Origin of the sequence: Rhizobium mongolense subsp. loessense (assembly GCF_900099775.1) — a bacterium.
Lineage (GTDB): Bacteria > Pseudomonadota > Alphaproteobacteria > Rhizobiales > Rhizobiaceae > Rhizobium > Rhizobium loessense.
Window position 1 is genome coordinate 47,565 of record NZ_FMTM01000006.1, and the last position, 19,711, is coordinate 67,275.

The window sequence follows — 19,711 nt, forward strand, 5'->3', positions numbered from 1 at the left end:
ACCGCGGCTAAACGCTCAATCAAAGTCGATTGCGTGAAGTTGGCTTCCGTAGCGTTTCAGCCAGGATTTCGCATCTTCCATATGCGGGCAGAGCTTTTCGCAAAGCGCCCAGAAATGGGGGCCATGATTCATTTCTCTAAGATGCGCCACTTCGTGGGCCGCCAGATAATCGATCACCGGGGCCGGCGCCATGACGACGCGCCAGGAAAAGCTCAAATTTCCTTCCGACGAGCATGAGCCCCATCGGCTGCGCGTGTCTTTCATGGAGATCGACTTGATCGGTGCCTTGATCGAACGCGCGTGGAAGTGCGCGAGCCGCTCAAGGTCAGAGCGCGCCTCCTTCTTCAGAAAGGTTGCGATCCGGCGGCCAAGATGTTCCGGTAGGCCACTGACCTTCAGCACATGCCGGTCGCCGACTATGACTGCCTCGGTCAGGCCGCGCAGACTGCCGGTATGTTCGATCCGATGCTTGATGCCGCGCAACAGGATCTCGCCGCCATCGTGAAGGGTGTTGTCGACGGAGAACTTTGCCAGTTTCGTCAACAGCCATCCCTGATGACGGTCGAGGAAGGCGTTGACCTCGCGCTGTGCAAGGCCCTTCGGAACCGTCATTTTCAGCGCCCTGCCGCCGGGCTCGATGCGTAGCGTAATACGGGTTGCGCGATCATGCTGCTTGATCGTGAGCGGCATCAGCCTGCCTGCGACGTCCAGCGTCCGCGTTTCGGGCGGAGCAGGTTTTCGCACAGCAGTACGTCGCGGCTTGGAAAGGAGCGGAAACATAAGCGCCTTTTCTATACGATTCGCAACAAATCCGGGCAAAGAAAAACCGGCATCGCTGATGCCGGTTTGCTGATCATCTACTGACACGTTAAGGCGTCTGAAATTCGGCAACCGGGCCATTATCATCGCGCTTTGTATTCTTTCGGTCGCGCATGAAACGGTCGAATTCTTCCTGATCCTTGGCGCGACGGAGCTCGCGCATATAGGTATCGAATTCTTCGCGCATTTCGTCGAGCTTACGGCGCTCTTCCTCGAGGCGGTCAAGCTCGGCCTTCCGCCAATCGTCAAAGGCGACGTTGCCGGTCGAAAAATGCGGGCGGTAGCGGCCATGCGAACGGCGGCAGCCGGCAAAAAAGCCGTCAGTCGCGTTATTCGCTTCGCGTTTGAAACCGCGAAGGCGCTCGCCGAAGATGATATAGGCAAGCATGGCCAGGCCCAGAGGCCAGAAGACCACGAAGCCGAGCACCATCAACGCAACGGTAGCCGGAGTCCAATCCGGGCGAAGCAATGCTGACTGGTTCATCGTGCGGTATCCTCGCTTTCTGCGCCCGGCAGAATACCGAACGCTGAAAATCGATGTGGTTACCGCTAGCCAACCCTTCAAGACGATTGCCCGCGAAATCGGACAAGGCCTTGAACAGGCAGGATTAAATCAGCATCCTCTAACTCAGGCGGATTTGCCGCCCCTGATGACACGCTTTACGCTGAGTTTTCCAGAACGAGAGTGCTCGCGGACGAAATTGACGATACGCGGCGCGATCTCGCGGCGGAAGCGTGATCCGTTAAAGACGCCGTAGTGGCCGACGTCGGGCTGAAGGTAGTGCATGCGCATGTCGTCGGGGATGTTGACACAGATCGTCTGCGCCGCCTTCGTCTGGCCCACACCGGAGATGTCATCGTTCTCACCCTCCACTGTCAGCAGCGCGACATTGCGGATTGCCGCCGGATCGACGCGCTTGCCACGATGAATCAACTCGCCCTTCGGCAGGGAGTGCTTCATGAACACCTGATCGACCGTTTGCAGGTAGAACTCCGCAGTCAGGTCCATCACGGCAAGATACTCGTCGTAGAAATCGCGGTGCTTTTCAGGCTCACCGTCGTTCTTCACGAGATGCATGAAGAACTCCTTGTGAGCGACCACGTGCCGGTCGAGGTTCATAGACATGAAACCCGAAAGCTGCAGGAAACCCGGATAGACGGGGCGCATGAAGCCTGGTTGCGGCCATGGCACATTCATGATGACGTTTTCGGCAAACCACGTCAGCGGTCTCTCTTCTGCGAGTTTATTGACCGCTGTCGGATTGATGCGAGTATCGATCGGTCCGCCCATCAGTGTCATTGACGATGGTGACAACGGGTCGTTTGCCTCTTCCATGACGGCGGCGGCGGCCAGCACAGGCACGGAGGGCTGACATACGGCAATGACGTGCGTATCGGGGCCGAGAAAATGCAGCATCTCGATGACATAATCGACATAGTCATCGAAATCGAAAGTGCCGTCCGTCATCGGCACCATGCGGGCATCAACCCAGTCGGTGATGTAGATATCGGCGCTCGGAAGCAGCGCTTCGACCGTACCGCGAAGCAGCGTTGCATAATGACCGGACATCGGTGCAACGATTAAGATTCGGGGATCGCGGTGACCGGAAGGCGTGTTGCGCGCAAAATGCAGAAGATTGCAGAAAGCACGCGACCAGACGATCTCTTCACGCACTGCGACCTTGCTGTCGCCGACCACCGTTTCCTTCAGTCCGAACTCCGGCTTGCCGTAGCGGCGCGTCGTCCGCTCGAACATCTCGAGACTTGCTGCGATCGTGCGGCCGAACGGCGTCTGCGAAAAAGGATTAAGCGGATTGGCATAAACAAGCCGCATAGCATCAGCGGCAGCGCGGAACGGCGCCATCGCTGCATGGTTCAATTCATAGAGCTGATAAAACATGAGTTGCGCCACCTTTCTTTTGCCGGAAAGGACAGCGCCGTCAGGCAGGCCATCTACTTCTTTCCATCGTTTGCGGGCACTTCAATTGAGAGTAACAGGCTTATTTGTTGCATAGCAACATAGGCATCCGCGTCGCAAAAAGAAATGCCGGGAAAAGTGATTCCCGGCAAATGATACGCTCACAATTATTAAAGATCGGACAGCTTCAGCGATCCGCGACGAAGGTCTGCTTCTGCGTGCCGAGGCCTTCGATTCCAAGTTCGACGACATCGCCAGCCTTGAGGTAACGCGGCGGCTTCAAACCCATACCCACCCCCGGTGGCGTACCGGTGGAAATGACATCGCCAGGCTGCAGCGACATGAACTGGCTGAGATAAGAGACCAGATAAGCGACCCCATAGACCATCGTCCTCGACGAGCCGTTCTGCATCGTCTGGCCGTTGACCTTCAGCCACATGCCGAGGTTCTGCGGATCGGCGATCTCGTCCTTTGTAACGAGCCAGGGCCCAATTGGGCCAAAGGTGTCGCAGGATTTGCCCTTCGTCCACTGGCCGGAGCGTTCCGTCTGGAATGCGCGCTCCGAGACATCGTTGGAGACGCAATAGCCGGCAACGTAGTCCAGCGCTTCGGCCTCGGTGACATATTTTGCGGTCTTTCCGATCACAACGCCGAGTTCGACCTCCCAATCAGTCTTTTCGGAACCACGCGGGATGACGACGTTGTCGTTAGGACCGACGATCGCGGAGGTGGCTTTCATGAAAATGATCGGTTCCGGCGGAACGGTTGCGCCAGTTTCGGCAGCGTGATCAGAGAAATTCAGGCCAATACAGATGAATTTGCCGGTGCCTGCAACACAGGCACCAATGCGGCCCGGAGCCAATTCCGGGAGGCTTTTCGCGTCGAGCGCTGCGATTCTTGCAAGGCCGGCCGGCGAAATCGCCTCACCACCGACGTCGGAAACATGCGCCGAAAGGTCGCGAATCTTGCCATCGGCATCGAGTAGCGCCGGTTTTTCACGACCCGGCTCGCCAACGCGCATCAGCTTCATAAAATCTCCTCCTCATCGAAAACGGACTAACATCACGTATGGACCAGTCGACTAAGCGTGTCATTACGGCTTTTTGCTGAAGCGGTACGCATTGCTAAAAATTTCGCCGGAACTGATTTGGCGCGCCGGATTGAATGAAGTGAGAAACATCTGCGGCAATGGGTTTGCTTGCAAAGTTCTGTTGGCAGGCAATACATTCGCTCCAACCCCTCAACCACTGTCCGGAAACAAGATGACCGAAGCCAATAGCCGTAGATCCGAATATCCGATTGATGCGATGTTTCTCGATCGCTGGTCCCCACGTGCTTTTACCGGCGAAACCATAGCCGAAGAGCAATTGCTAACGATCCTTGATGCAGCTCATTGGGCGCCGTCTTCCGGCAACCAGCAGCCCTGGCGCTTCATCTACGCCCTTAAGGGCACGGAACATTTCGAGAAGCATCTTAGCCTGCTCGTCGAATCGAACCAGGAATGGGCAAAGAATGCTTGCGCATTGATCTTTGTTGTCTCTCGCAGTTTCAGCGGCGCTTTCTCGGAGAACAAGCCGCGCTATACGCATTCATTCGACGCTGGTGCCGCGTGGGGGCATCTCGCCCTTCAGGCACGCTTTTCAGGCTTCTACGCCCATGGCATGGGCGGCATCAAACATGATGAAATCAGGCTAGCCTTCGCCATTCCGGAAGGCTATCGCGTCGAGGCCGGCATAGCCGTCGGCCGCCTTGGCGACAAGAGCGTTCTGTCAGAGCGCAACCAGGCACGCGAAGTGCCAAGCCAGCGCATGCCGCTTGCGGAGGTGGCTTTCAACGGAAGATTCATTGCCAATTGATTCTGTCCTAACAAAAAGGCGCCATGAACGCGCCTTTTTGCACAAGAAATCAATTAGATATCGAGATTTGCAACGCTGAGCGCGTTATCCTGAATGAATTCACGGCGCGGCTCGACTTCGTCGCCCATCAGCCGGGCGAAAAGGCCATCGGCATCCGTCGCGTCGTTTACCTTGACCTGAAGCAGCGAACGGGCGTTCGGGTCGAGCGTCGTCTCCCAGAGCTGTTCGGCATTCATTTCGCCAAGGCCCTTGTAACGCTGCATCGTCAGTCCCTTGCGACCGCTGGCAAAAATTGCATCGAGCAGAGCGCGCGGACCGGCAATCTCGGTATCTCCGTCGCGGCGCGAAAGCGCCGGTGGGCTCTGGTAGATTTCTTTGAGGCGCGACGAGAGCTGATCAATCTGACGCGCGTCCTGTGAGCCGATCAGCGCCATGTCGAGCACGACGACTTCCTTGACGCCGCGGACCATTCGCTCCAGTCGCAACCCACCTTCGCTGGTCAGGCCGCCTTCCCAGCCGCGCTCGGTTTCCTCGGCGATGATGTCGAGGCGCTTGGCGACATCAGCCGCGAGCTGTTCGGCCCTGGCACGATCGCTGACCGCTTCGGCGTTCAGTGCCCCGGCGATTGCCGCCTGCTCGACGACAGCGCGATTGTAACGGGAATGCAGGTTTTCGAGCAACGCACGCAGGCGCAATGCATCGAGGATAACTTCGCGCAGGTCCTGACCGGTGCGGACTTCCCCGCTTGCCAGCCTCAGCGCCGCATCCTCAAGGCCCTGGCCGATCAGATAATCTTCAAGCGCCTTTTCGTCTTTCACGTACTGAACGGACTTGCCGCGCGAAACCTTGTAGAGCGGCGGCTGGGCGATATAGAGATGGCCGCGCTCGATCAGCTCCGGCATCTGACGGAAGAAGAATGTCAGCAGAAGCGTGCGGATATGGGCACCGTCGACATCGGCATCCGTCATGATGATGATCTTGTGGTAGCGAAGCTTGTCGGCGCTGAACTCGTCCTTGCCGATGCCCGTGCCGAGCGCGGTAATCAACGTGCCGATTTCCTGGCTGGAGAGCATCTTGTCGAAGCGTGCACGCTCGACATTGAGAATCTTGCCTCGCAGAGGCAGGATCGCCTGATTTTCACGGGAACGTCCCTGTTTTGCAGAGCCGCCCGCCGAGTCACCCTCGACGAGGAAGACTTCGGACTTCGCAGGGTCGCGCTCGGAGCAATCGGCGAGCTTGCCGGGCAGCGAGGCGATATCGAGCGCACCTTTGCGGCGCGTCAGTTCGCGGGCCTTACGAGCTGCTTCGCGGGCCGCGGCGGCCTCTACGACCTTGCCGACGAGCACCTTGGCCTCACTCGGGTGCTCTTCAAACCATGTGCTGAGCGCTTCATTGACGAGGCTTTCCACGACGGGACGAACTTCCGAGGAAACCAGCTTGTCCTTCGTCTGCGACGAGAACTTCGGATCCGGCACCTTCACCGAAAGGACAGCCGTCAAGCCCTCGCGGCAGTCTTCGCCCTGGAGTGTGACTTTCTCCTTCTTGGTAATACCGGAGCTATCGGCATAGGACACAACTTGGCGCGTCAGCGCGGCGCGGAAGCCGGCCATATGCGTGCCGCCGTCGCGTTGTGGAATATTGTTGGTAAAGCAGAGCACATTTTCGTGGTAGCTGTCGTTCCACCACATTGCGACTTCGACGGTAATTCCATCCTTTTCGCCGCGGATAGAGACAGGCTTGTCGACCAGGGGTTTCTTGGCGCGATCGAGATAGGAAACGAAGGCCTCAAGGCCGCCGTCATAACGCATTTCCTCCTGCTTGATGTCCGAATGGCGCTTGTCTGTCAGCAGAATGCGGACACCGGAATTCAAGAAGGCAAGCTCGCGAAGGCGGTGCTCCAGGGTGCCGTAATCGAAGTCCGTCATCGTGAAGGTTCCGGTGCTCGGCATGAAGCTGACTTCCGTGCCTGTGTCGCTGCCCGCGTCACCCGTCACCTTGAGTGGCGCATCGGCAACGCCATGGGTGAAGCTCATTTCATGAATCTTACCCTGCCGGCGGATCTTCAGTTTGAGCCAGACCGAAAGCGCGTTGACGACCGAAACGCCGACGCCATGCAGGCCGCCGGAAACTTTGTAGGAATTCTGGTCAAACTTACCGCCGGCATGAAGCTGTGTCATGATGACTTCGGCTGCAGACACCCCTTCGCCGGTGTGTATATCCGTCGGAATACCGCGGCCGTTGTCGGTCACCGTCACCGAGCCGTCGGGGTTGAGCGTGACGGTAACGATGTCGGCATGGCCGGCCAGCGCCTCGTCAATTGCATTGTCGACGACTTCATAGACCATGTGATGCAGGCCGGAACCGTCGTCGGTGTCACCGATATACATGCCGGGGCGCTTACGCACGGCATCAAGGCCCTTGAGGACCTTGATGGAATCCGCGCCATATTCGGTGTTAACGCCGTTTTCCGTCGCTGTTATATCGGTCATGCTGTCTTTGAATTTCCCTGTTTTAGGAGCCCGGAGAGCCTTGCGAATCACCGGCCTTTTTCATTTCGGAATATAGGGTTTTTAGACGCCATTCCCAATGGCAGAGCCTGGGAATCCGGCATAAAGCAGGGGATTATGACGCTTTTCCGTCAGCTTTGCCGAGATTTTCAAGCGTAGCCGCGAGCTCGGCCAAAGCTGCACTGTCAAGGTTGCGAATTCGGCCCGCCAAACGATTGGCAAAAGCCGTATATTCGGGGGGTAGACCCGCGGTATCAATCACTACGCGCGGGTCCGATGCGCGGGCGAGCAGGAAGAGTTCCTCAGCTTCATCCCAGATGATGTTGAAATAGCCGGCGATCCGCTGAAGCAGGTCGAAGGTCGGCAAGCCGCGTCTCCCATGTTCGAGTGCGGAGAGATAGGCAGGCGAGACGTTGAGCGCCGCTGCCATCTGCTTCTGCGACACGCCTTTGCGCGCCCGAAGCTTTCGAACAGCTTCGCCGAACGGCGTCATGACCTGTCCCCCTGCCGCCGGGAGAGCCGGATATAAAGCGCGCCCTCGCCGCCGTGGTGGTGCGCAGCCGCTTCGTAAGACGAGATCAGATAGCGGAACTCCGGCTTCGAAAACCACAGCGGTACAGCCCGTTTCAACGCACCTTCGCTCCCCATCGAACTGCCCTTGCCGGTGATCACCAGCACATGCCGCATGCCGCGCTCATGCGCGCGGATGAGGAAGTCGAGAAGCATGACATGGGCTTGGCTTTGCACGAGACCGTGGAGATCGATACGCGCCTCTAGTGCCAGCCTGCCTTTGGCGATCTTGCGTTTGACGGGCCGCTCCAGTGGATGGTGGGTGCCGGAAGGCTGCTTCGCTGCCCCCGGCAGCGCTGCAGCTTGTATTTCCGTTTCAGCAGACGATTTCTGTAAGGCATTCCCGGTCTCGGCTTCGGTTTCCGCAAGGAAGGCATCGAGTTCAGTAAACTCGCCCTTCTTGCCGGCGAGCGGCCGCGTACTTCGCGCAACCTTGCCCCATAGAATTCTCTCGTCCGTGCTGAGCTTGCGGTCTCTCGTCATCAGCCGAACCTTCCAGCCGCAGCGTTCGGAATGAGGATGGCAAAGTCCGCGTCGTTGCGCACCGTACCCGCCAGTTCGCCCGCCTCATCGCCGGAACCCGTAAAAATATCGCCACGCGCGGGCCCGACGATCGCGGAGCCAGTGTCCAAGGCAAGCATCAAGCGCTGGAACGGCCTGCCCTTATCAAGATGGGTCAGGTTTTCGGAACGGATGAAGAAGGGAAACCCGAAGGTATGTATCAGGCGGTCGACGGCAAGCGACCGTCCGGCGACCAACGGCACTTTCGCTGCAGCAACTGGTCCAGCTTTAGAGGCGGAAACCGGCGCCTCGCGGAAGAAAATATAGGATCGATTGTGCCAGAGAACATCATCGACCTGCTTTGGATGCGCTGCGAGCCAGGCGCGAATCGACTGCATGGAAATGTTCGCACGGTCGATTTCGCCGCGGTCGACCAACAGCTTGCCGATAGCGGAGAAAGGATGTCCGGCCTTTGCCGTATATGTGATGCGCGCCGTCCGTCCATCCGGGTAGCGCAGTCGCGCCGCGCCCTGCACATGCACGAAGAAGACATCGACCTTGGATTTCGCCCAGGCTATTTCAAGGCCCCGACCGTCGAGGAAACCTTGGTCGATCGCCTGCCGGTCGGGATAGGCGCTTATCTCTCCATCCCGGAGGCGACCAAAGGCATAGGATGAATCGAGGCCTACGGGGCGGTTGCTGTTGTCGAGTTCGATCAGATCATCGGGTCGCCGGTAGAAGGGAAAGCGATACGTAGCATCGAGCTTGTCGGAAACGGCGATTTCCGGTTCGTAAAAAGCGGTAACGAAACCCCGGCTGCCGTCCAGTTTTCTTATAAAAAACGGCCGACAGTTCCGCTCGAAAAAGGATCGGGCTTCAGAAGCAGATGCGGGTTTCGCATTTCGGGCTGCGTCGAGCAGAGGCAAAAGATCGTCGGTGCTGAGGCCGAGCGATCCGGTGCGGTAGGGTTTCGTGCCGGTAATTTGCTGGAGGCACGCTTCCATGACCTCAAAAAGGCTGGAGGGATCATCATCCTTCCAGCCCTTGAGTTCATCGAAACCGACAGCTTGCAGAACGAAGCCCGCTTTATCGTCACTCATGTTTCCGATTCGGTTGCCACGAGTTTCCAATTGGGATCGCGCGATCGCGTATCGCGGGCAAATGTCCAGATGTCGTTGACTTCGGCAACGTTCTCGACATCGCCTTCGATCAGCTTGTCAGCTTTGTCGTAGGTCGCGGAGATCAGCTGGCTGGCGATACGGATCGTAATCTGTGCCTCGCTGCCCTTGACTTCCACCTGTGTGATGTCCGCCTTATCGATGCCGACAAAGGTGGATTTTACCTTCTCGCCCTTGGCCTCGCGATCTGCGATGGCCGCGTCAAAACCTTCATAGACCTCGCGGGACAAAAGATTCTTCAACGTCTTTCTGTCGCCGTCTGCATATGCCATGACGATCATTTCGTAAGCCATCTTCGCGCCGTTCAAGAATTCCTTAGGTGCAAAGGATGGATCGGCTTTACTGAGCGCACGAAGAGGCTCATTGAGCGGCGTACCGGGGGGCGCAAAAGCGTCGACCACTGCAAAGCGGCCTTCTTCTTCTGCAGGTGTATCGCGGCGCGGAAGCGTCACGACCTTGCCGGCATCGGAATGCTCAGGACCGGCGGCATCGCGCGGCGTAAAGAGATCGCGCGGCGGCTTCTCATTTCCCGTGCGGCGTCCCAGAACACTGCGGAGCTGGAAAAAAATCAGCACCGCCGCCACAAGGAAAAACAAAGTGATGAAGTCGTTTGAACTCATATCGTGCCGCAGCCACCGTTAACATCTATGATTTGTACTCCCATATAGTCCGCATAGACAGATGATTCAAATAGCCGCAATCTTGCGATTGCCATTGAGGCCCGGCGAGCGCCGGTTGGAGAGACGATGCGACTTGCAATGCTTCCAGGTTTTGTGCTGCTGCTGCCGCTGGCGGAGATAGCGGGCTTCGTGATCGTCGGGCGCGCAGTCGGCCTACTGGCGACCCTTGGTCTCGTCGTCCTGAGTGGTGTGATCGGCATGGCTCTGCTTCGTCGCCAGGGTATAGGCATCCTGCAGCGTATGTCGACCGAGGGGCGAAACGGCGTAATACCTGGCCGGGAGCTTCTGCGGCCAGCCATGCTCGTCATCGCGTCGCTGCTTCTCATCGTTCCGGGATTTATTTCAGACATCATCGCCATCGCGCTTTTCATCCCTGCCGTTCGTGATCTTGCCTGGAACTACATCCGCAAGCGATTCGTTATCGTTGAGACGACGAGGGGCTCTAGTGCGTCGCAATCGTCCGGATTTAGAAACCAATCCAAGCCGGATTCAAAAGTTGTCGATCTTGATGAGGACGATTATCGCCGCGAGCCTAACAACAAGTCTCCCTGGTCAGGCAAGCGTCTCGGCGAGTAGAGACCGATTCGCCCAGGGTTGTAAGCCTTTTCCCGAAATGTTAGATGGCGGCAACATCCAATGCCCCTCGAGGAAAATCCAATGGCTGATGAAAACAACGGCAGCGGCACGACAAGCCCGAGCCTCACCATTCTCGCTCAGTACACGAAGGACCTTTCCTTCGAAAATCCGGGTGCGCCGCGTTCGCTTCAAGCGCGCGACAAGGCGCCGGCGATCAATATCAACGTCAACGTCAATGCCAATCCGCTTTCGGATACGGATTTCGACGTTGTGCTATCGCTCAACGCCGAGGCCAAGGATGGCGACAAGACGGTCTTTCATGCCGAACTCGTTTACGGCGGCGTCTTCCGCGTTGCCGGCTTCCCGCAAGAACACATGCTGCCGGTTCTCTTCATCGAATGCCCGCGCATGCTCTTCCCGTTTGCCCGCCAGATCATTGCCGATGTTACGCGCAATGGCGGCTTCCCGCCCTTGATGATCGACCCGATCGACTTCGCACAGATGTTTGCGCAACGCGTCGCCGAAGAACAGACGCGCGCAAAGGTGCAGACAAATTGATTCGAAGCACGTGACTTGACTGCGGTGCCCGGGTCAAAGCCCGGGCATTTTTAATTTGGGCGATCGTATCTGGCCCAGATACCTTTACTGCCGAGCGCGGCAATCAACGCATCGTGAGCATGAGCTTCCGCTTCGCTAAGGCGCGGTGCGAGTGGCCGGGGCCGCTCCAATCCGATGTCAACGGCCTCCTCCAGAACGATCTCAGCGTCGCCTGGCCCGCTTGTTGCCGCAACGCTCAAACCGAGAGCAGTCTGACGCCCGCCGATCATCTCTATATAGACCTCGGCAAGCAGTTCCGAGTCGAGAAGTGCACCGTGTTTCGTGCGGTGTGAGTTGTCTATACCGTAGCGGCGGCAGAGGGCATCGAGCGAATTCGGTCCCATCGGATGTTTGCGCCGAGCGAGGGAAAGCGTATCGACGACCCTCTCCGGCAGGATCGGCGGTATGCCAAGGCGAGCGAGTTCGGCATTGACAAAACCCATGTCGAAGGTCGCGTTGTGCGCGATCCACCTTGCGTCACCGAAGAACTCGATGATCTCTTCAACCACTGCTGAGAAAGGCTTCTTGTCCTTCAAAAACTCGTCGGTAATGCCGTGAACGGCGAGCGCATCGGGATGGACTTTCTGATCCCCCGGATTGATATAGATATGGATCGTGCGACCGGTCGGGAAATGGTTCAAAAGCTCGACGCCGCCGATTTCGATGATCCGATCCACGCGGCTGTCGAGACCGGTGGTTTCCGTATCAAAAATGATTTCACGCATTCTGGAAATCTCCCTTCGCGATCCGCGCTTTCAAGATCGCGATGATTTCACTCACCCTCGACCGCGTGATTTCGATGGCGTGCCCCGTGTCGATGACATAATCGGCACGCTCCCGCTTTTCGGCGTCCGGGGTCTGTCGCGAGCGAATCATATTGAATTTTTCCTCGGTCATGCCCGGTCGCGCAAGCACCCGATCCCGCTGAATCTGTGGATCGCAGCTCACGACCACGATGATGTCGACCCGGGTCTCGGCACCAGTTTCGAAAAGTAGCGGGATATCGAGCAGGATTATCTCCGATCCTCGCGCTTGTTCGCGTTCCACGAATTCCGTTTCGCGCTGGCGAACCAGTGGATGAACGATTGCTTCAAGCGTTTTGAAGCCATCTGGTCGGCGTGAAAGCTGACGGCCAAGTTCCTGACGGTCGACGACGCCGTTCCGGACCGTGCCCGGGAACTCAGCTTCGATCAACTGCGCTGCCTCGCCGGCATAAAGCTCATGGACCACAGCGTCGGAATCATTGACGGGAATACCGGCTTCGGCAAAAAGCTTTGCCGCAGTTGATTTCCCCATCCCTATGGAACCCGTGAGACCGATCCGGATCATCTGTGTTTTTCCATATCTGCGACGACGAGTGCACGAAGCTCGTCATCAACGAGCGGCCGCTTGCTGAACCATTTCTCGAAGCCCGGCACCGCCTGATGAAGCAGCATACCAAGTCCATCTACGATCGCGAAACCCTGTTCCTCGGCTTGTTTCAGCAAGGGTGTCTTCAGCGGCACATAGACGATATCCGTGACGACCGCGTTACCGTCGAGCAGGGAAAAATCGATTACCGGTGCTGATTCGCCGTCCATACCGAGCGATGTCGTATTGACGAAAAGACCCGCGCCTTTCATGACTTCCGCGAGCGCTCCCATCGGATGCGCATAGACTTTTTCTCCAAAACGATCGGCAAGTTCCTGCGCGCGAGCAGCGGTTCGGTTGACGACATGGATCTCCCGGAAGCCGCGGTCGCGAACGGCCTGTATGACCGCCCGGCTGGCGCCGCCTGCACCGAGTATTATTGCAGTCTCGTGCTTATCCCAGCCAGGGTGGCGCGCGTCCAGGTTTGCGGTAAATCCGTGACCGTCGGTATTGGTCGAATGGAGTTCTCCTTCCTCCAGCCATAACGTGTTGGATGCGCCGAGTTCCTGGGAGAGTTCGTCCGGCCTGTCCGCGAGCTGACAGGCCATCTCCTTGTGCGGGATGGTTACATTGCCGCCGATAAAGCCCGACCTTTGATCCTTGAGAGATCGAATGAATGCTGCAAAATCGGCGGGAGCAACCTCGTATGCGCGGTAGCTTCCGCGAAGCCCAAGCTTTTTCAGCCAGTATCCGTGGATCAGAGGCGAACGAGAATGCCGCACCGGGAAGCCGGTGACAAAGGCATTCGGGCCGAATGTTTCACGTGAATCATCCATCAATCGCATCCAATTCCCTTAATTTCGCGAGCAGCGGCAACATCGGCAGGCCAAGGATCGTGAAGTAATCGCCGTCGATCTGGCTGAAAAGTTGAATGCCCTCGCCCTCCAGCTGATAGGCGCCAACGCTGCCAAGCGCCGTGTTGCCAACGCGTGCAAGATGGCGCGATATGAAATCCGCCGACAGAACACGCATCGTAAGCGACGCGTGTGACACATGCTCCCATAGCAGTGCACCATTGCGGATGATGGCGATTGCACTATTCAGACGATGTGTTTGTCCCGAGAGTAATCTCAGATGATTGGCAGCGTCAGCCATGTCGTGCGGTTTGTGAAACACACGATCGCCAAGCGACATAGTCTGGTCCGAGCCGATAATGAGCGCGTCGGGAAAACGGCCGCTCACCTCGTGTGCTTTAGCCCTTGCAAGCACCAAAGCTACAGTATCTGGAGATGCGCCCTCTCGTTCGAGCGGTGCTTCGATTGCGCGCTCGCTTATCTTTGCCGCATGCGCTTCAAACTCCACGCCGGCATTCTTAAGCAGCATCCGCCGGAATGGACTGGACGAGGCAAGAATCAGTTTCGATGTCATGCGTCTCATAACTCGTGGTTCATAATGTCAGCGCTTAGCGTAGCTTGGGGCGCAGGGCAACGATCGCGGCCGCCGTCTCTTCGATGGAGCGACGGGTCACATCGATCAACGGCCAATTGTGCCGCGCACAGAGCGAACGGGCATATTTCAGTTCTTCGGAGATCGCGGCTCGATCCGTATATAGGCCTCGATCGAAGCCGGGCGTCGCACCCAGCACCCGGTTCTCACGCACTTGCGATATGCGATCCGTCGTTGCGATGAGGCATACGATCAACGGCCTCGTCGCAGTGAAAAGCGCTTCCGGCAAAGGCACATCATGGACGATCGGAATATTCGCTGTCTTGATGCCGCGATTGGCGAGATAGATGCTCGTCGGCGTTTTGGACGTACGGCTGATACCGATGATGACGACGTCGGCGTCGTTGTAGTCCTCGGGCATTTGCCCGTCGTCGTGATCCATGGTGAAGTTGAGAGCCTCGATGCGCGCGAAATAGCCGGCATTCATGACATGTTGAGCGCCGACACGCCGCCGCAGCGGAGCCCCGAGATAAAGCTGGAAAGCGGCCATCACTGGCTCAAGCACATTCACTGAGGCGACGCCCATCTCGACGCACCTCTCATCAATCAGCGCAGCGAGTTCCCGGTCGACGACCGTGTAAAGAACAATGCCTGGCTCGTTGTCGATCGCATCGAGAACCGCAAGCAGCTGCTTGCGGTTGCGGATCAACGGATAGACGTGTTCGACCGCTTGGGCAGATTTGAACTGGGCGGAAGCAGCGCGGCCGGCTGAGATCAGAGTCTCACCGGTCGAGTCAGAAATCAGATGCAGATGGAAGAAGTTCGTGCGGTTCTCCACGCTATTTTCTGCTGCCTGTTGAAAAGACTGGATAGGAAAGAGCTAAGGGACCGGCATGGCCTGAGGCAAGGGAAAACATGACCCCTTATCCACATTTCGGATCTTCTGGAGGGTACTGCAGTGCGGCCTGTGGATTTGTGGTCCGCGCTCGAGAGCTCATTTGGAATACACAAGATATCCACAGAAAGAAGCGCCTCAGCCTTCAACACAAGTTTCTGGAATCACTTTTAGATTCGAGCTTCTCCATAAAACTACGATGAAAGGCTTTCGTTGTCGTCCCGATATCGTAGACGCGCGTGACATTTGGCATCACCAGTGGATGGATTTTAATCCTTGATAGACACCGACTCTAAGAAATAGAAACCTTTTAAAATATCTTTAGATTTTTATAGGGACGAAGCGCTTGAGCGAAACACGCCGGAAAATCATGAGAGTTCTTGACGGCGAGACTCTCTCCCCTCCGCCGGTCTGGCTTATGAGACAGGCAGGTCGCTATCTGCCCGAATACAGGCAAACGCGTGCAAAGGCGGGAAGCTTCCTCGATCTTTGCTATTCACCGGAACACGCTGTCGAAGTGACGCTGCAACCCATCCGCCGCTACGGCTTCGACGCGGCGATCTTATTCTCTGACATTCTCGTCATTCCCGATGCCATGAAGCGCAATGTGCGTTTTACGGAAGGCCATGGTCCAGAGATGGACCCGATCGACGAGGCTGGAATTTCACGTCTGGATGCGGGGGGAGCTATCGACTATCTGAAGCCAGTGTTTGAGACAGTGCGGCGGTTGCGCGCAGAGCTCCCTGAAGAAACAACGCTTCTCGGCTTTTGTGGCGCCCCCTGGACGGTGGCAACATACATGATTGCGGGCCACGGCACATCTGACCAAGCGCCTGCGAGGCTTTTCGCCTACCAGTATCCAAAAGCGTTTGAACGGCTGTTGATGCTGCTTGCGGATATCTCAGCCGAATATCTGGTCACGCAAATAGATGCCGGCGCTGATGCCGTGCAGATTTTCGATTCTTGGGCCGGTGTTCTTGGGGAAAAGGAATTCGAGGCTTTTGCCGTCAAGCCAGTTGCTCGGATGATTGCCGCTATCAAGGCACGGCGTCCGAATGCGCGGGTCATCTCGTTTGCCAAGGGTGCGGGCTATCTTTTAAAGACCTACAGGCAGAAGACCGGTGCTGACGCAATTGGCCTTGATTGGTCGGTGCCGCTTGAGTTTGCTGCTGAACTTCAAAAGGGGGGAGCGGTTCAAGGTAATCTTGATCCGATGCGGGTCGTTGCCGGCGGGCGGGCGCTTGAGGAGGGCATCGACGAAATCTTGGCGCATCTCGGTGGTGGGCCGCTGATCTTCAACCTCGGTCATGGAATCACGCCGCAGGCCGATCCGGAAAATGTTCGCCTGCTGGTCGAGCGCGTTCGCCGCGGTGGGAATTGAGAATGATGGAAAGGCAGACGGATCGGCGATCCGGTAGCTACGCGCGGCGACGAGCGCATTTTGCCCTCGCCCTCTTTCTGCTGCTTGCTGTCGGGCTGTTCGTATGGAACCCTGACGACCTCTACCTTTGGATCAAGGCGCTGCATATCATCGCGGTGATCTCCTGGATGGCCGGGCTGTTCTACATGCCGCGACTCTTCATCTACCATACGGATGCGGAGCCAGGTTCCTTGCAGTCGGAGACCTTCAAGATCATGGAGCGACGTCTGCTGAAGGTCATCATGAACCCGGCGATGATGCTGACGTGGGTCTTCGGCTTGTATCTGGCTTGGTCTGTCTACGGTTTTCAGGGCGGCTGGTTGCATGCCAAGCTTGCCCTCGTCGCTCTCCTGACGGTCGTTCACATGTTTTTCAGCCGAGCGGTCACGGCTTTTGCCCGTGACGAAAACCGACGCTCGGCGCGGTATTGGAGATTCATGAACGAAGCTCCGACGCTGCTGATGATCCTGATTGTCATCCTTGTCGTCGTTAAACCGTTTTGAAGTGAATGGGCGCCGCTTAAATTTACTTCATTTTTAGGAGCCCCCTTGCGGGGTCTTATCTTAGTCGCTATTTTCCGCGCATCTCATCTTCGTGGCATGTGTTTTGAGTTCAGTCGTCTGCGAGACCTTTCGCAACACCGAAACGACGCAACATAGCCTTCCCCCTTCGAAATATAGAGTAATGGTCACTTCATGGCTGAAATGAAGCTTCAGGAACTTAAGAGCAAATCCCCGACCGATCTGCTGGCGTTCGCCGAATCGCTCGAGGTCGAAAATGCAAGCACCATGCGCAAACAGGAACTGATGTTTGCGATCCTGAAGGTTCTCGCCAGCCAGGATATAGAGATTATCGGCGAGGGCGTCGTGGAAGTGCTGCAAGATGGTTTCGGCTTCCTGCGTTCGGCAAACGCCAACTATCTGCCGGGTCCGGACGATATCTATATTTCTCCTTCGCAGATCCGCCGCTTCTCGCTGAAAACCGGCGATACGGTCGAGGGGCCGATCCGCGGTCCGAAGGAAGGCGAGCGCTATTTTGCTCTGCTCAAGGTGAACACGATCAATTTCGACGATCCGGAAAAGATCCGTCACAAGGTTCACTTCGATAATCTGACGCCGCTTTATCCGAATGAACGATTCAAGATGGAACTCGACGTTCCGACATCGAAGGATCTGTCTTCACGCGTCATCGATCTCGTCGCGCCGCTTGGCAAAGGCCAGCGTGGTCTCATCGTGGCCCCGCCCAGAACCGGTAAAACCGTTCTTCTGCAGAATATTGCGCACTCAATCACTGCAAATCATCCGGAGTGCTACCTGATCGTTCTGTTGATCGATGAACGTCCTGAAGAAGTGACGGATATGCAGCGTTCGGTGCGCGGCGAAGTGATTTCTTCCACATTCGACGAGCCAGCTGTGCGTCACGTGCAGGTCGCCGAGATGGTGATCGAAAAGGCAAAGCGGCTTGTCGAACACGGCCGCGATGTCGTCATCCTGCTTGATTCGATCACGCGCCTCGGACGCGCCTACAACACCGTGGTACCGTCCTCCGGCAAGGTTCTGACTGGTGGTGTCGATGCAAACGCTCTACAGCGGCCAAAGCGCTTCTTCGGCGCTGCTCGTAACATCGAAGAAGGCGGCTCCCTGACGATTATCGCAACGGCGCTCATTGATACCGGCAGCCGTATGGATGAAGTCATCTTCGAAGAATTCAAGGGCACAGGTAACTCGGAAATCGTTCTCGATCGCAAGGTAGCGGACAAGCGCATCTTCCCGGCGATGGATATTCTGAAGTCCGGCACGCGCAAGGAGGACCTGCTTGTCCCGCGTCAGGACCTGCAGAAGATCTTCGTGCTTCGTCGTATTCTTGCCCCCATGGGTACGACTGACGCGATAGAGTTTCTCATCGACAAGCTGAAGCAGACGAAGAACAATCCGGATTTCTTCGAGTCGATGAACACCTAACAGATAGCCGGATGTCTGATAATAAAGCCGGTCATTTTGCGTGGCCGGCTTTTGTTTTTGAGGAATCCGGGCGGCCAGAGTAACCGAGGATGTCGAACGAAACCATCTATGCACTATCGAGCGGAGCAGTCCCCTCCGGCGTTGCGGTTATCCGCCTCAGTGGTGTGAAGACGCGCGATGCTGTGCAATTGCTGGTCGGCGACATTCCACCGCCACGAAAGGCGTCGCTGCGAACGATTCGCCTACGTAACGGTTCAATCGTCGATAGCGGTTTAGTGCTCTTCTTTCCATCTCCGGCGTCCTTTACAGGCGAAGACTGCGCCGAACTCCAGCTGCACGGCAGCCGGGCCGTTATTAATGCACTATTCGAGGAACTGGAGACGATCGACGGCGTGCGGATGGCCACCGAAGGTGAATTCTCGCGTCGGGCTTTTGAGAACGGCAAACTCGACCTCGTCGAAATCGAGGGCCTGGCTGACCTCATAGCCGCAGAAACAGAGATGCAGAGACGTCTGGCGGTCGAGCATAGCCAGGGAAAACTCTCGCAGTTATACGATTCGTGGGCGGAACGATTGACACGGGCGCGCGCTCTGATCGAAGCCGAACTCGACTTTGCCGACGAGGATGACGTACCCGGTTCGGTGTCGGAACTGGTCTGGGATGATGTTGGCCGACTACAGGCAGAGTTAGCAAGCCATCTCGCGCTCGCGAAGGCCGGAGAGATTATTCGCGATGGCTTCAAGGTCGTTATCGCGGGGGCGCCGAATGCCGGAAAATCGACCCTGATGAATGCCCTTGCACGGAGAGAGGTTGCCATCGTGACGGACATCGCGGGAACGACGCGAGATGTTCTTCACGTCGATCTCGATATCAATGGCTTCCTCGTAAAGCTTTATGACACGGCAGGTTTGCGGGAAGCAAATGAACTGGTCGAGCGGGAGGGTATACGTCGCGCCGAGCAGGTCATCTCCCAAGCGAGCCTTGTACTCTATCTTGAGGATATGGCCGAAGGTCCACATGCGCTCCCGCCAATCGCCAACACGGAAGTCTTGCGGGTCGGGACAAAGGCCGATATATCCGCGGGAAATGGTACGGGCGCCTACGATCTGACGATATCTGCCGTCACGGACGTGGGTTTGGTCGCGCTTCGCGTCGCAATCGCCGAGCGGCTGGAGCGGCAGGTCGGCAGCCATAGCCTTGCGATCCCAAGCCGCAGGCGGCAAAAGGATTCGCTTGCGGAATGCTTGAAGGCGATCGAGGCTGCTTTGGCCCATCCGTCGTCGGAGCTCGATATCAGGGCCGAGAACCTTCGTATCGCCGGCAACGCCTTGGGCAGAATTACAGGGCGCGTTGATGTTGAGAATTTGCTCGACGTGATCTTTTCAGAGTTTTGCATCGGAAAATGATTCACGTGAAACACCTGGAAGCGTGCGGGAA

The 19,711-nt window shown here is 57.0% G+C and carries 21 protein-coding genes; 7 read left to right on the forward strand and 14 right to left on the reverse strand.

Annotated elements, in window-relative coordinates:
• Window positions 1–15 precede the first annotated feature (15 nt).
• The 4 genes from BLP23_RS19625 to BLP23_RS19640 all read right to left on the reverse strand — a co-directional run bounded on the left by BLP23_RS19625 (window position 16) and on the right by BLP23_RS19640 (window position 3,767).
• A complete protein-coding gene (locus tag BLP23_RS19625) occupies window positions 16–780 on the reverse strand; it encodes a M48 family metallopeptidase (RefSeq protein WP_092586761.1) in 765 nt (254 codons plus the stop codon).
• An 88-nt stretch (window positions 781–868) separates the two neighbouring features.
• Entirely contained in the window at window positions 869–1,303 is a 435-nt protein-coding gene (locus tag BLP23_RS19630; protein WP_022718420.1) for a DUF2852 domain-containing protein, read from the reverse strand.
• A 144-nt stretch (window positions 1,304–1,447) separates the two neighbouring features.
• Window positions 1,448–2,719 carry a polyhydroxyalkanoate depolymerase gene (locus tag BLP23_RS19635; protein ID WP_092586538.1) on the reverse strand — a complete coding sequence of 424 codons (1,272 nt, stop codon included), beginning with the start codon at window positions 2,717–2,719 and terminating at the stop codon, window positions 1,448–1,450.
• 205 nt (window positions 2,720–2,924) lie between these two features.
• Window positions 2,925–3,767 carry a fumarylacetoacetate hydrolase family protein gene (locus tag BLP23_RS19640; protein WP_092586539.1) on the reverse strand — a complete coding sequence of 281 codons (843 nt, stop codon included), beginning with the start codon at window positions 3,765–3,767 and terminating at the stop codon, window positions 2,925–2,927.
• Between the two features lie 232 nt (window positions 3,768–3,999).
• Between BLP23_RS19640 and BLP23_RS19645 the strand changes: the two genes are divergently transcribed.
• Window positions 4,000–4,593: a nitroreductase family protein gene (locus BLP23_RS19645; protein ID WP_092586540.1), complete on the forward strand. Its 594-nt coding sequence runs from the start codon at window positions 4,000–4,002 to the stop codon at window positions 4,591–4,593.
• Window positions 4,594–4,646: 53 nt separating this feature from the next.
• On the opposite strand, the gene gyrB is transcribed toward BLP23_RS19645, so the two are convergent.
• The 5 genes from gyrB to BLP23_RS19670 all read right to left on the reverse strand — a co-directional run bounded on the left by gyrB (window position 4,647) and on the right by BLP23_RS19670 (window position 9,969).
• Complete coding sequence (gene gyrB / locus BLP23_RS19650; RefSeq protein ID WP_092586541.1) at window positions 4,647–7,082, reverse strand: DNA topoisomerase (ATP-hydrolyzing) subunit B; 2,436 nt, start codon at window positions 7,080–7,082, stop codon at window positions 4,647–4,649.
• A 133-nt stretch (window positions 7,083–7,215) separates the two neighbouring features.
• Window positions 7,216–7,593 (reverse strand): helix-turn-helix domain-containing protein, encoded by a 378-nt coding sequence (locus tag BLP23_RS19655; protein WP_092586542.1) that lies wholly within the window; start codon window positions 7,591–7,593, stop codon window positions 7,216–7,218.
• Window positions 7,590–8,153: a Smr/MutS family protein gene (locus BLP23_RS19660; RefSeq protein WP_092586543.1), complete on the reverse strand. Its 564-nt coding sequence runs from the start codon at window positions 8,151–8,153 to the stop codon at window positions 7,590–7,592. The genes BLP23_RS19655 and BLP23_RS19660 overlap by 4 nt, the downstream gene beginning before the upstream one ends.
• The gene (gene mltA, locus BLP23_RS19665) at window positions 8,153–9,271 is read right to left on the reverse strand and encodes a murein transglycosylase A (protein WP_092586544.1); all 1,119 of its coding nucleotides are present in this window, start codon (window positions 9,269–9,271) and stop codon (window positions 8,153–8,155) included. Before mltA ends, BLP23_RS19660 begins: the two co-directional genes overlap by 1 nt.
• Window positions 9,268–9,969, reverse strand: a complete 702-nt coding sequence (locus tag BLP23_RS19670) for a Tim44/TimA family putative adaptor protein (RefSeq protein WP_028740146.1) — start codon at window positions 9,967–9,969, stop codon at window positions 9,268–9,270. Before BLP23_RS19670 ends, mltA begins: the two co-directional genes overlap by 4 nt.
• A 126-nt stretch (window positions 9,970–10,095) precedes the next feature.
• Here BLP23_RS19670 and BLP23_RS19675 point away from each other — a divergent pair, with 126 nt between their 5' ends.
• Complete coding sequence (locus BLP23_RS19675) at window positions 10,096–10,605, forward strand: FxsA family protein (RefSeq protein WP_092586545.1); 510 nt, start codon at window positions 10,096–10,098, stop codon at window positions 10,603–10,605.
• An 81-nt stretch (window positions 10,606–10,686) separates the two neighbouring features.
• On the forward strand, window positions 10,687–11,163 hold the full coding sequence (gene secB / locus BLP23_RS19680) for a protein-export chaperone SecB (protein ID WP_022718412.1): 477 nt from the start codon (window positions 10,687–10,689) through the stop codon (window positions 11,161–11,163).
• A gap of 50 nt (window positions 11,164–11,213) precedes the next feature.
• On the opposite strand, the gene dnaQ is transcribed toward secB, so the two are convergent.
• From dnaQ to BLP23_RS19705, 5 genes are read right to left on the reverse strand one after another with little or no spacing between them, the layout of a single operon-like run.
• Window positions 11,214–11,927, reverse strand: coding sequence for a DNA polymerase III subunit epsilon (dnaQ, locus tag BLP23_RS19685; RefSeq protein ID WP_092586546.1), 714 nt, complete (start codon window positions 11,925–11,927; stop codon window positions 11,214–11,216).
• The gene (coaE, locus tag BLP23_RS19690) at window positions 11,920–12,531 is read right to left on the reverse strand and encodes a dephospho-CoA kinase (protein WP_092586547.1); all 612 of its coding nucleotides are present in this window, start codon (window positions 12,529–12,531) and stop codon (window positions 11,920–11,922) included. Before coaE ends, dnaQ begins: the two co-directional genes overlap by 8 nt.
• Entirely contained in the window at window positions 12,528–13,388 is an 861-nt protein-coding gene (locus BLP23_RS19695; RefSeq protein WP_092586548.1) for a shikimate dehydrogenase, read from the reverse strand. Before BLP23_RS19695 ends, coaE begins: the two co-directional genes overlap by 4 nt.
• On the reverse strand, window positions 13,381–13,980 hold the full coding sequence (locus tag BLP23_RS19700) for a Maf-like protein (protein WP_092586549.1): 600 nt from the start codon (window positions 13,978–13,980) through the stop codon (window positions 13,381–13,383). Before BLP23_RS19700 ends, BLP23_RS19695 begins: the two co-directional genes overlap by 8 nt.
• Window positions 13,981–14,014: 34 nt before the next feature.
• Window positions 14,015–14,836: a pyruvate, water dikinase regulatory protein gene (locus BLP23_RS19705; protein WP_092586550.1), complete on the reverse strand. Its 822-nt coding sequence runs from the start codon at window positions 14,834–14,836 to the stop codon at window positions 14,015–14,017.
• Window positions 14,837–15,239: 403 nt separating this feature from the next.
• Here BLP23_RS19705 and hemE point away from each other — a divergent pair, with 403 nt between their 5' ends.
• From hemE to mnmE, 4 genes are all read left to right on the forward strand, one after another.
• Window positions 15,240–16,274 carry a uroporphyrinogen decarboxylase gene (hemE, locus tag BLP23_RS19710; RefSeq protein WP_092586551.1) on the forward strand — a complete coding sequence of 345 codons (1,035 nt, stop codon included), beginning with the start codon at window positions 15,240–15,242 and terminating at the stop codon, window positions 16,272–16,274.
• A gap of 5 nt (window positions 16,275–16,279) precedes the next feature.
• A complete protein-coding gene (gene hemJ, locus BLP23_RS19715; RefSeq protein WP_092586762.1) occupies window positions 16,280–16,816 on the forward strand; it encodes a protoporphyrinogen oxidase HemJ in 537 nt (178 codons plus the stop codon).
• Between the two features lie 192 nt (window positions 16,817–17,008).
• Entirely contained in the window at window positions 17,009–18,274 is a 1,266-nt protein-coding gene (rho, locus tag BLP23_RS19720) for a transcription termination factor Rho (RefSeq protein ID WP_092586552.1), read from the forward strand.
• A gap of 89 nt (window positions 18,275–18,363) precedes the next feature.
• Complete coding sequence (gene mnmE / locus BLP23_RS19725; RefSeq protein WP_092586553.1) at window positions 18,364–19,680, forward strand: tRNA uridine-5-carboxymethylaminomethyl(34) synthesis GTPase MnmE; 1,317 nt, start codon at window positions 18,364–18,366, stop codon at window positions 19,678–19,680.
• Window positions 19,681–19,711: the final 31 nt, after the last annotated feature.

Bases quoted from the DNA above. Each gene is read 5' to 3' on its own strand.
- BLP23_RS19695 (WP_092586548.1), bottom strand. From the start codon at position 13,388: ATGGATGATTCACGTGAAACATTCGGCCCGAATGCCTTTGTCACCGGC.
- gyrB (WP_092586541.1), bottom strand. From the start codon at position 7,082: ATGACCGATATAACAGCGACGGAAAACGGCGTTAACACCGAATATGGC.
- mltA (WP_092586544.1), bottom strand. From the start codon at position 9,271: ATGAGTGACGATAAAGCGGGCTTCGTTCTGCAAGCTGTCGGTTTCGAT.
- BLP23_RS19645 (WP_092586540.1), top strand. From the start codon at position 4,000: ATGACCGAAGCCAATAGCCGTAGATCCGAATATCCGATTGATGCGATG.
- mnmE (WP_092586553.1), top strand. From the start codon at position 18,364: ATGTCGAACGAAACCATCTATGCACTATCGAGCGGAGCAGTCCCCTCC.
- BLP23_RS19655 (WP_092586542.1), bottom strand. From the start codon at position 7,593: ATGACGCCGTTCGGCGAAGCTGTTCGAAAGCTTCGGGCGCGCAAAGGC.
- secB (WP_022718412.1), top strand. From the start codon at position 10,687: ATGGCTGATGAAAACAACGGCAGCGGCACGACAAGCCCGAGCCTCACC.
- BLP23_RS19635 (WP_092586538.1), bottom strand. From the start codon at position 2,719: ATGTTTTATCAGCTCTATGAATTGAACCATGCAGCGATGGCGCCGTTC.
- BLP23_RS19660 (WP_092586543.1), bottom strand. From the start codon at position 8,153: ATGACGAGAGACCGCAAGCTCAGCACGGACGAGAGAATTCTATGGGGC.
- BLP23_RS19625 (WP_092586761.1), bottom strand. From the start codon at position 780: ATGTTTCCGCTCCTTTCCAAGCCGCGACGTACTGCTGTGCGAAAACCT.
- BLP23_RS19670 (WP_028740146.1), bottom strand. From the start codon at position 9,969: ATGAGTTCAAACGACTTCATCACTTTGTTTTTCCTTGTGGCGGCGGTG.
- coaE (WP_092586547.1), bottom strand. From the start codon at position 12,531: ATGATCCGGATCGGTCTCACGGGTTCCATAGGGATGGGGAAATCAACT.
- BLP23_RS19640 (WP_092586539.1), bottom strand. From the start codon at position 3,767: ATGAAGCTGATGCGCGTTGGCGAGCCGGGTCGTGAAAAACCGGCGCTA.
- BLP23_RS19630 (WP_022718420.1), bottom strand. From the start codon at position 1,303: ATGAACCAGTCAGCATTGCTTCGCCCGGATTGGACTCCGGCTACCGTT.
- BLP23_RS19675 (WP_092586545.1), top strand. From the start codon at position 10,096: ATGCGACTTGCAATGCTTCCAGGTTTTGTGCTGCTGCTGCCGCTGGCG.
- BLP23_RS19700 (WP_092586549.1), bottom strand. From the start codon at position 13,980: ATGACATCGAAACTGATTCTTGCCTCGTCCAGTCCATTCCGGCGGATG.
- hemJ (WP_092586762.1), top strand. From the start codon at position 16,280: ATGGAAAGGCAGACGGATCGGCGATCCGGTAGCTACGCGCGGCGACGA.
- dnaQ (WP_092586546.1), bottom strand. From the start codon at position 11,927: ATGCGTGAAATCATTTTTGATACGGAAACCACCGGTCTCGACAGCCGC.
- rho (WP_092586552.1), top strand. From the start codon at position 17,009: ATGGCTGAAATGAAGCTTCAGGAACTTAAGAGCAAATCCCCGACCGAT.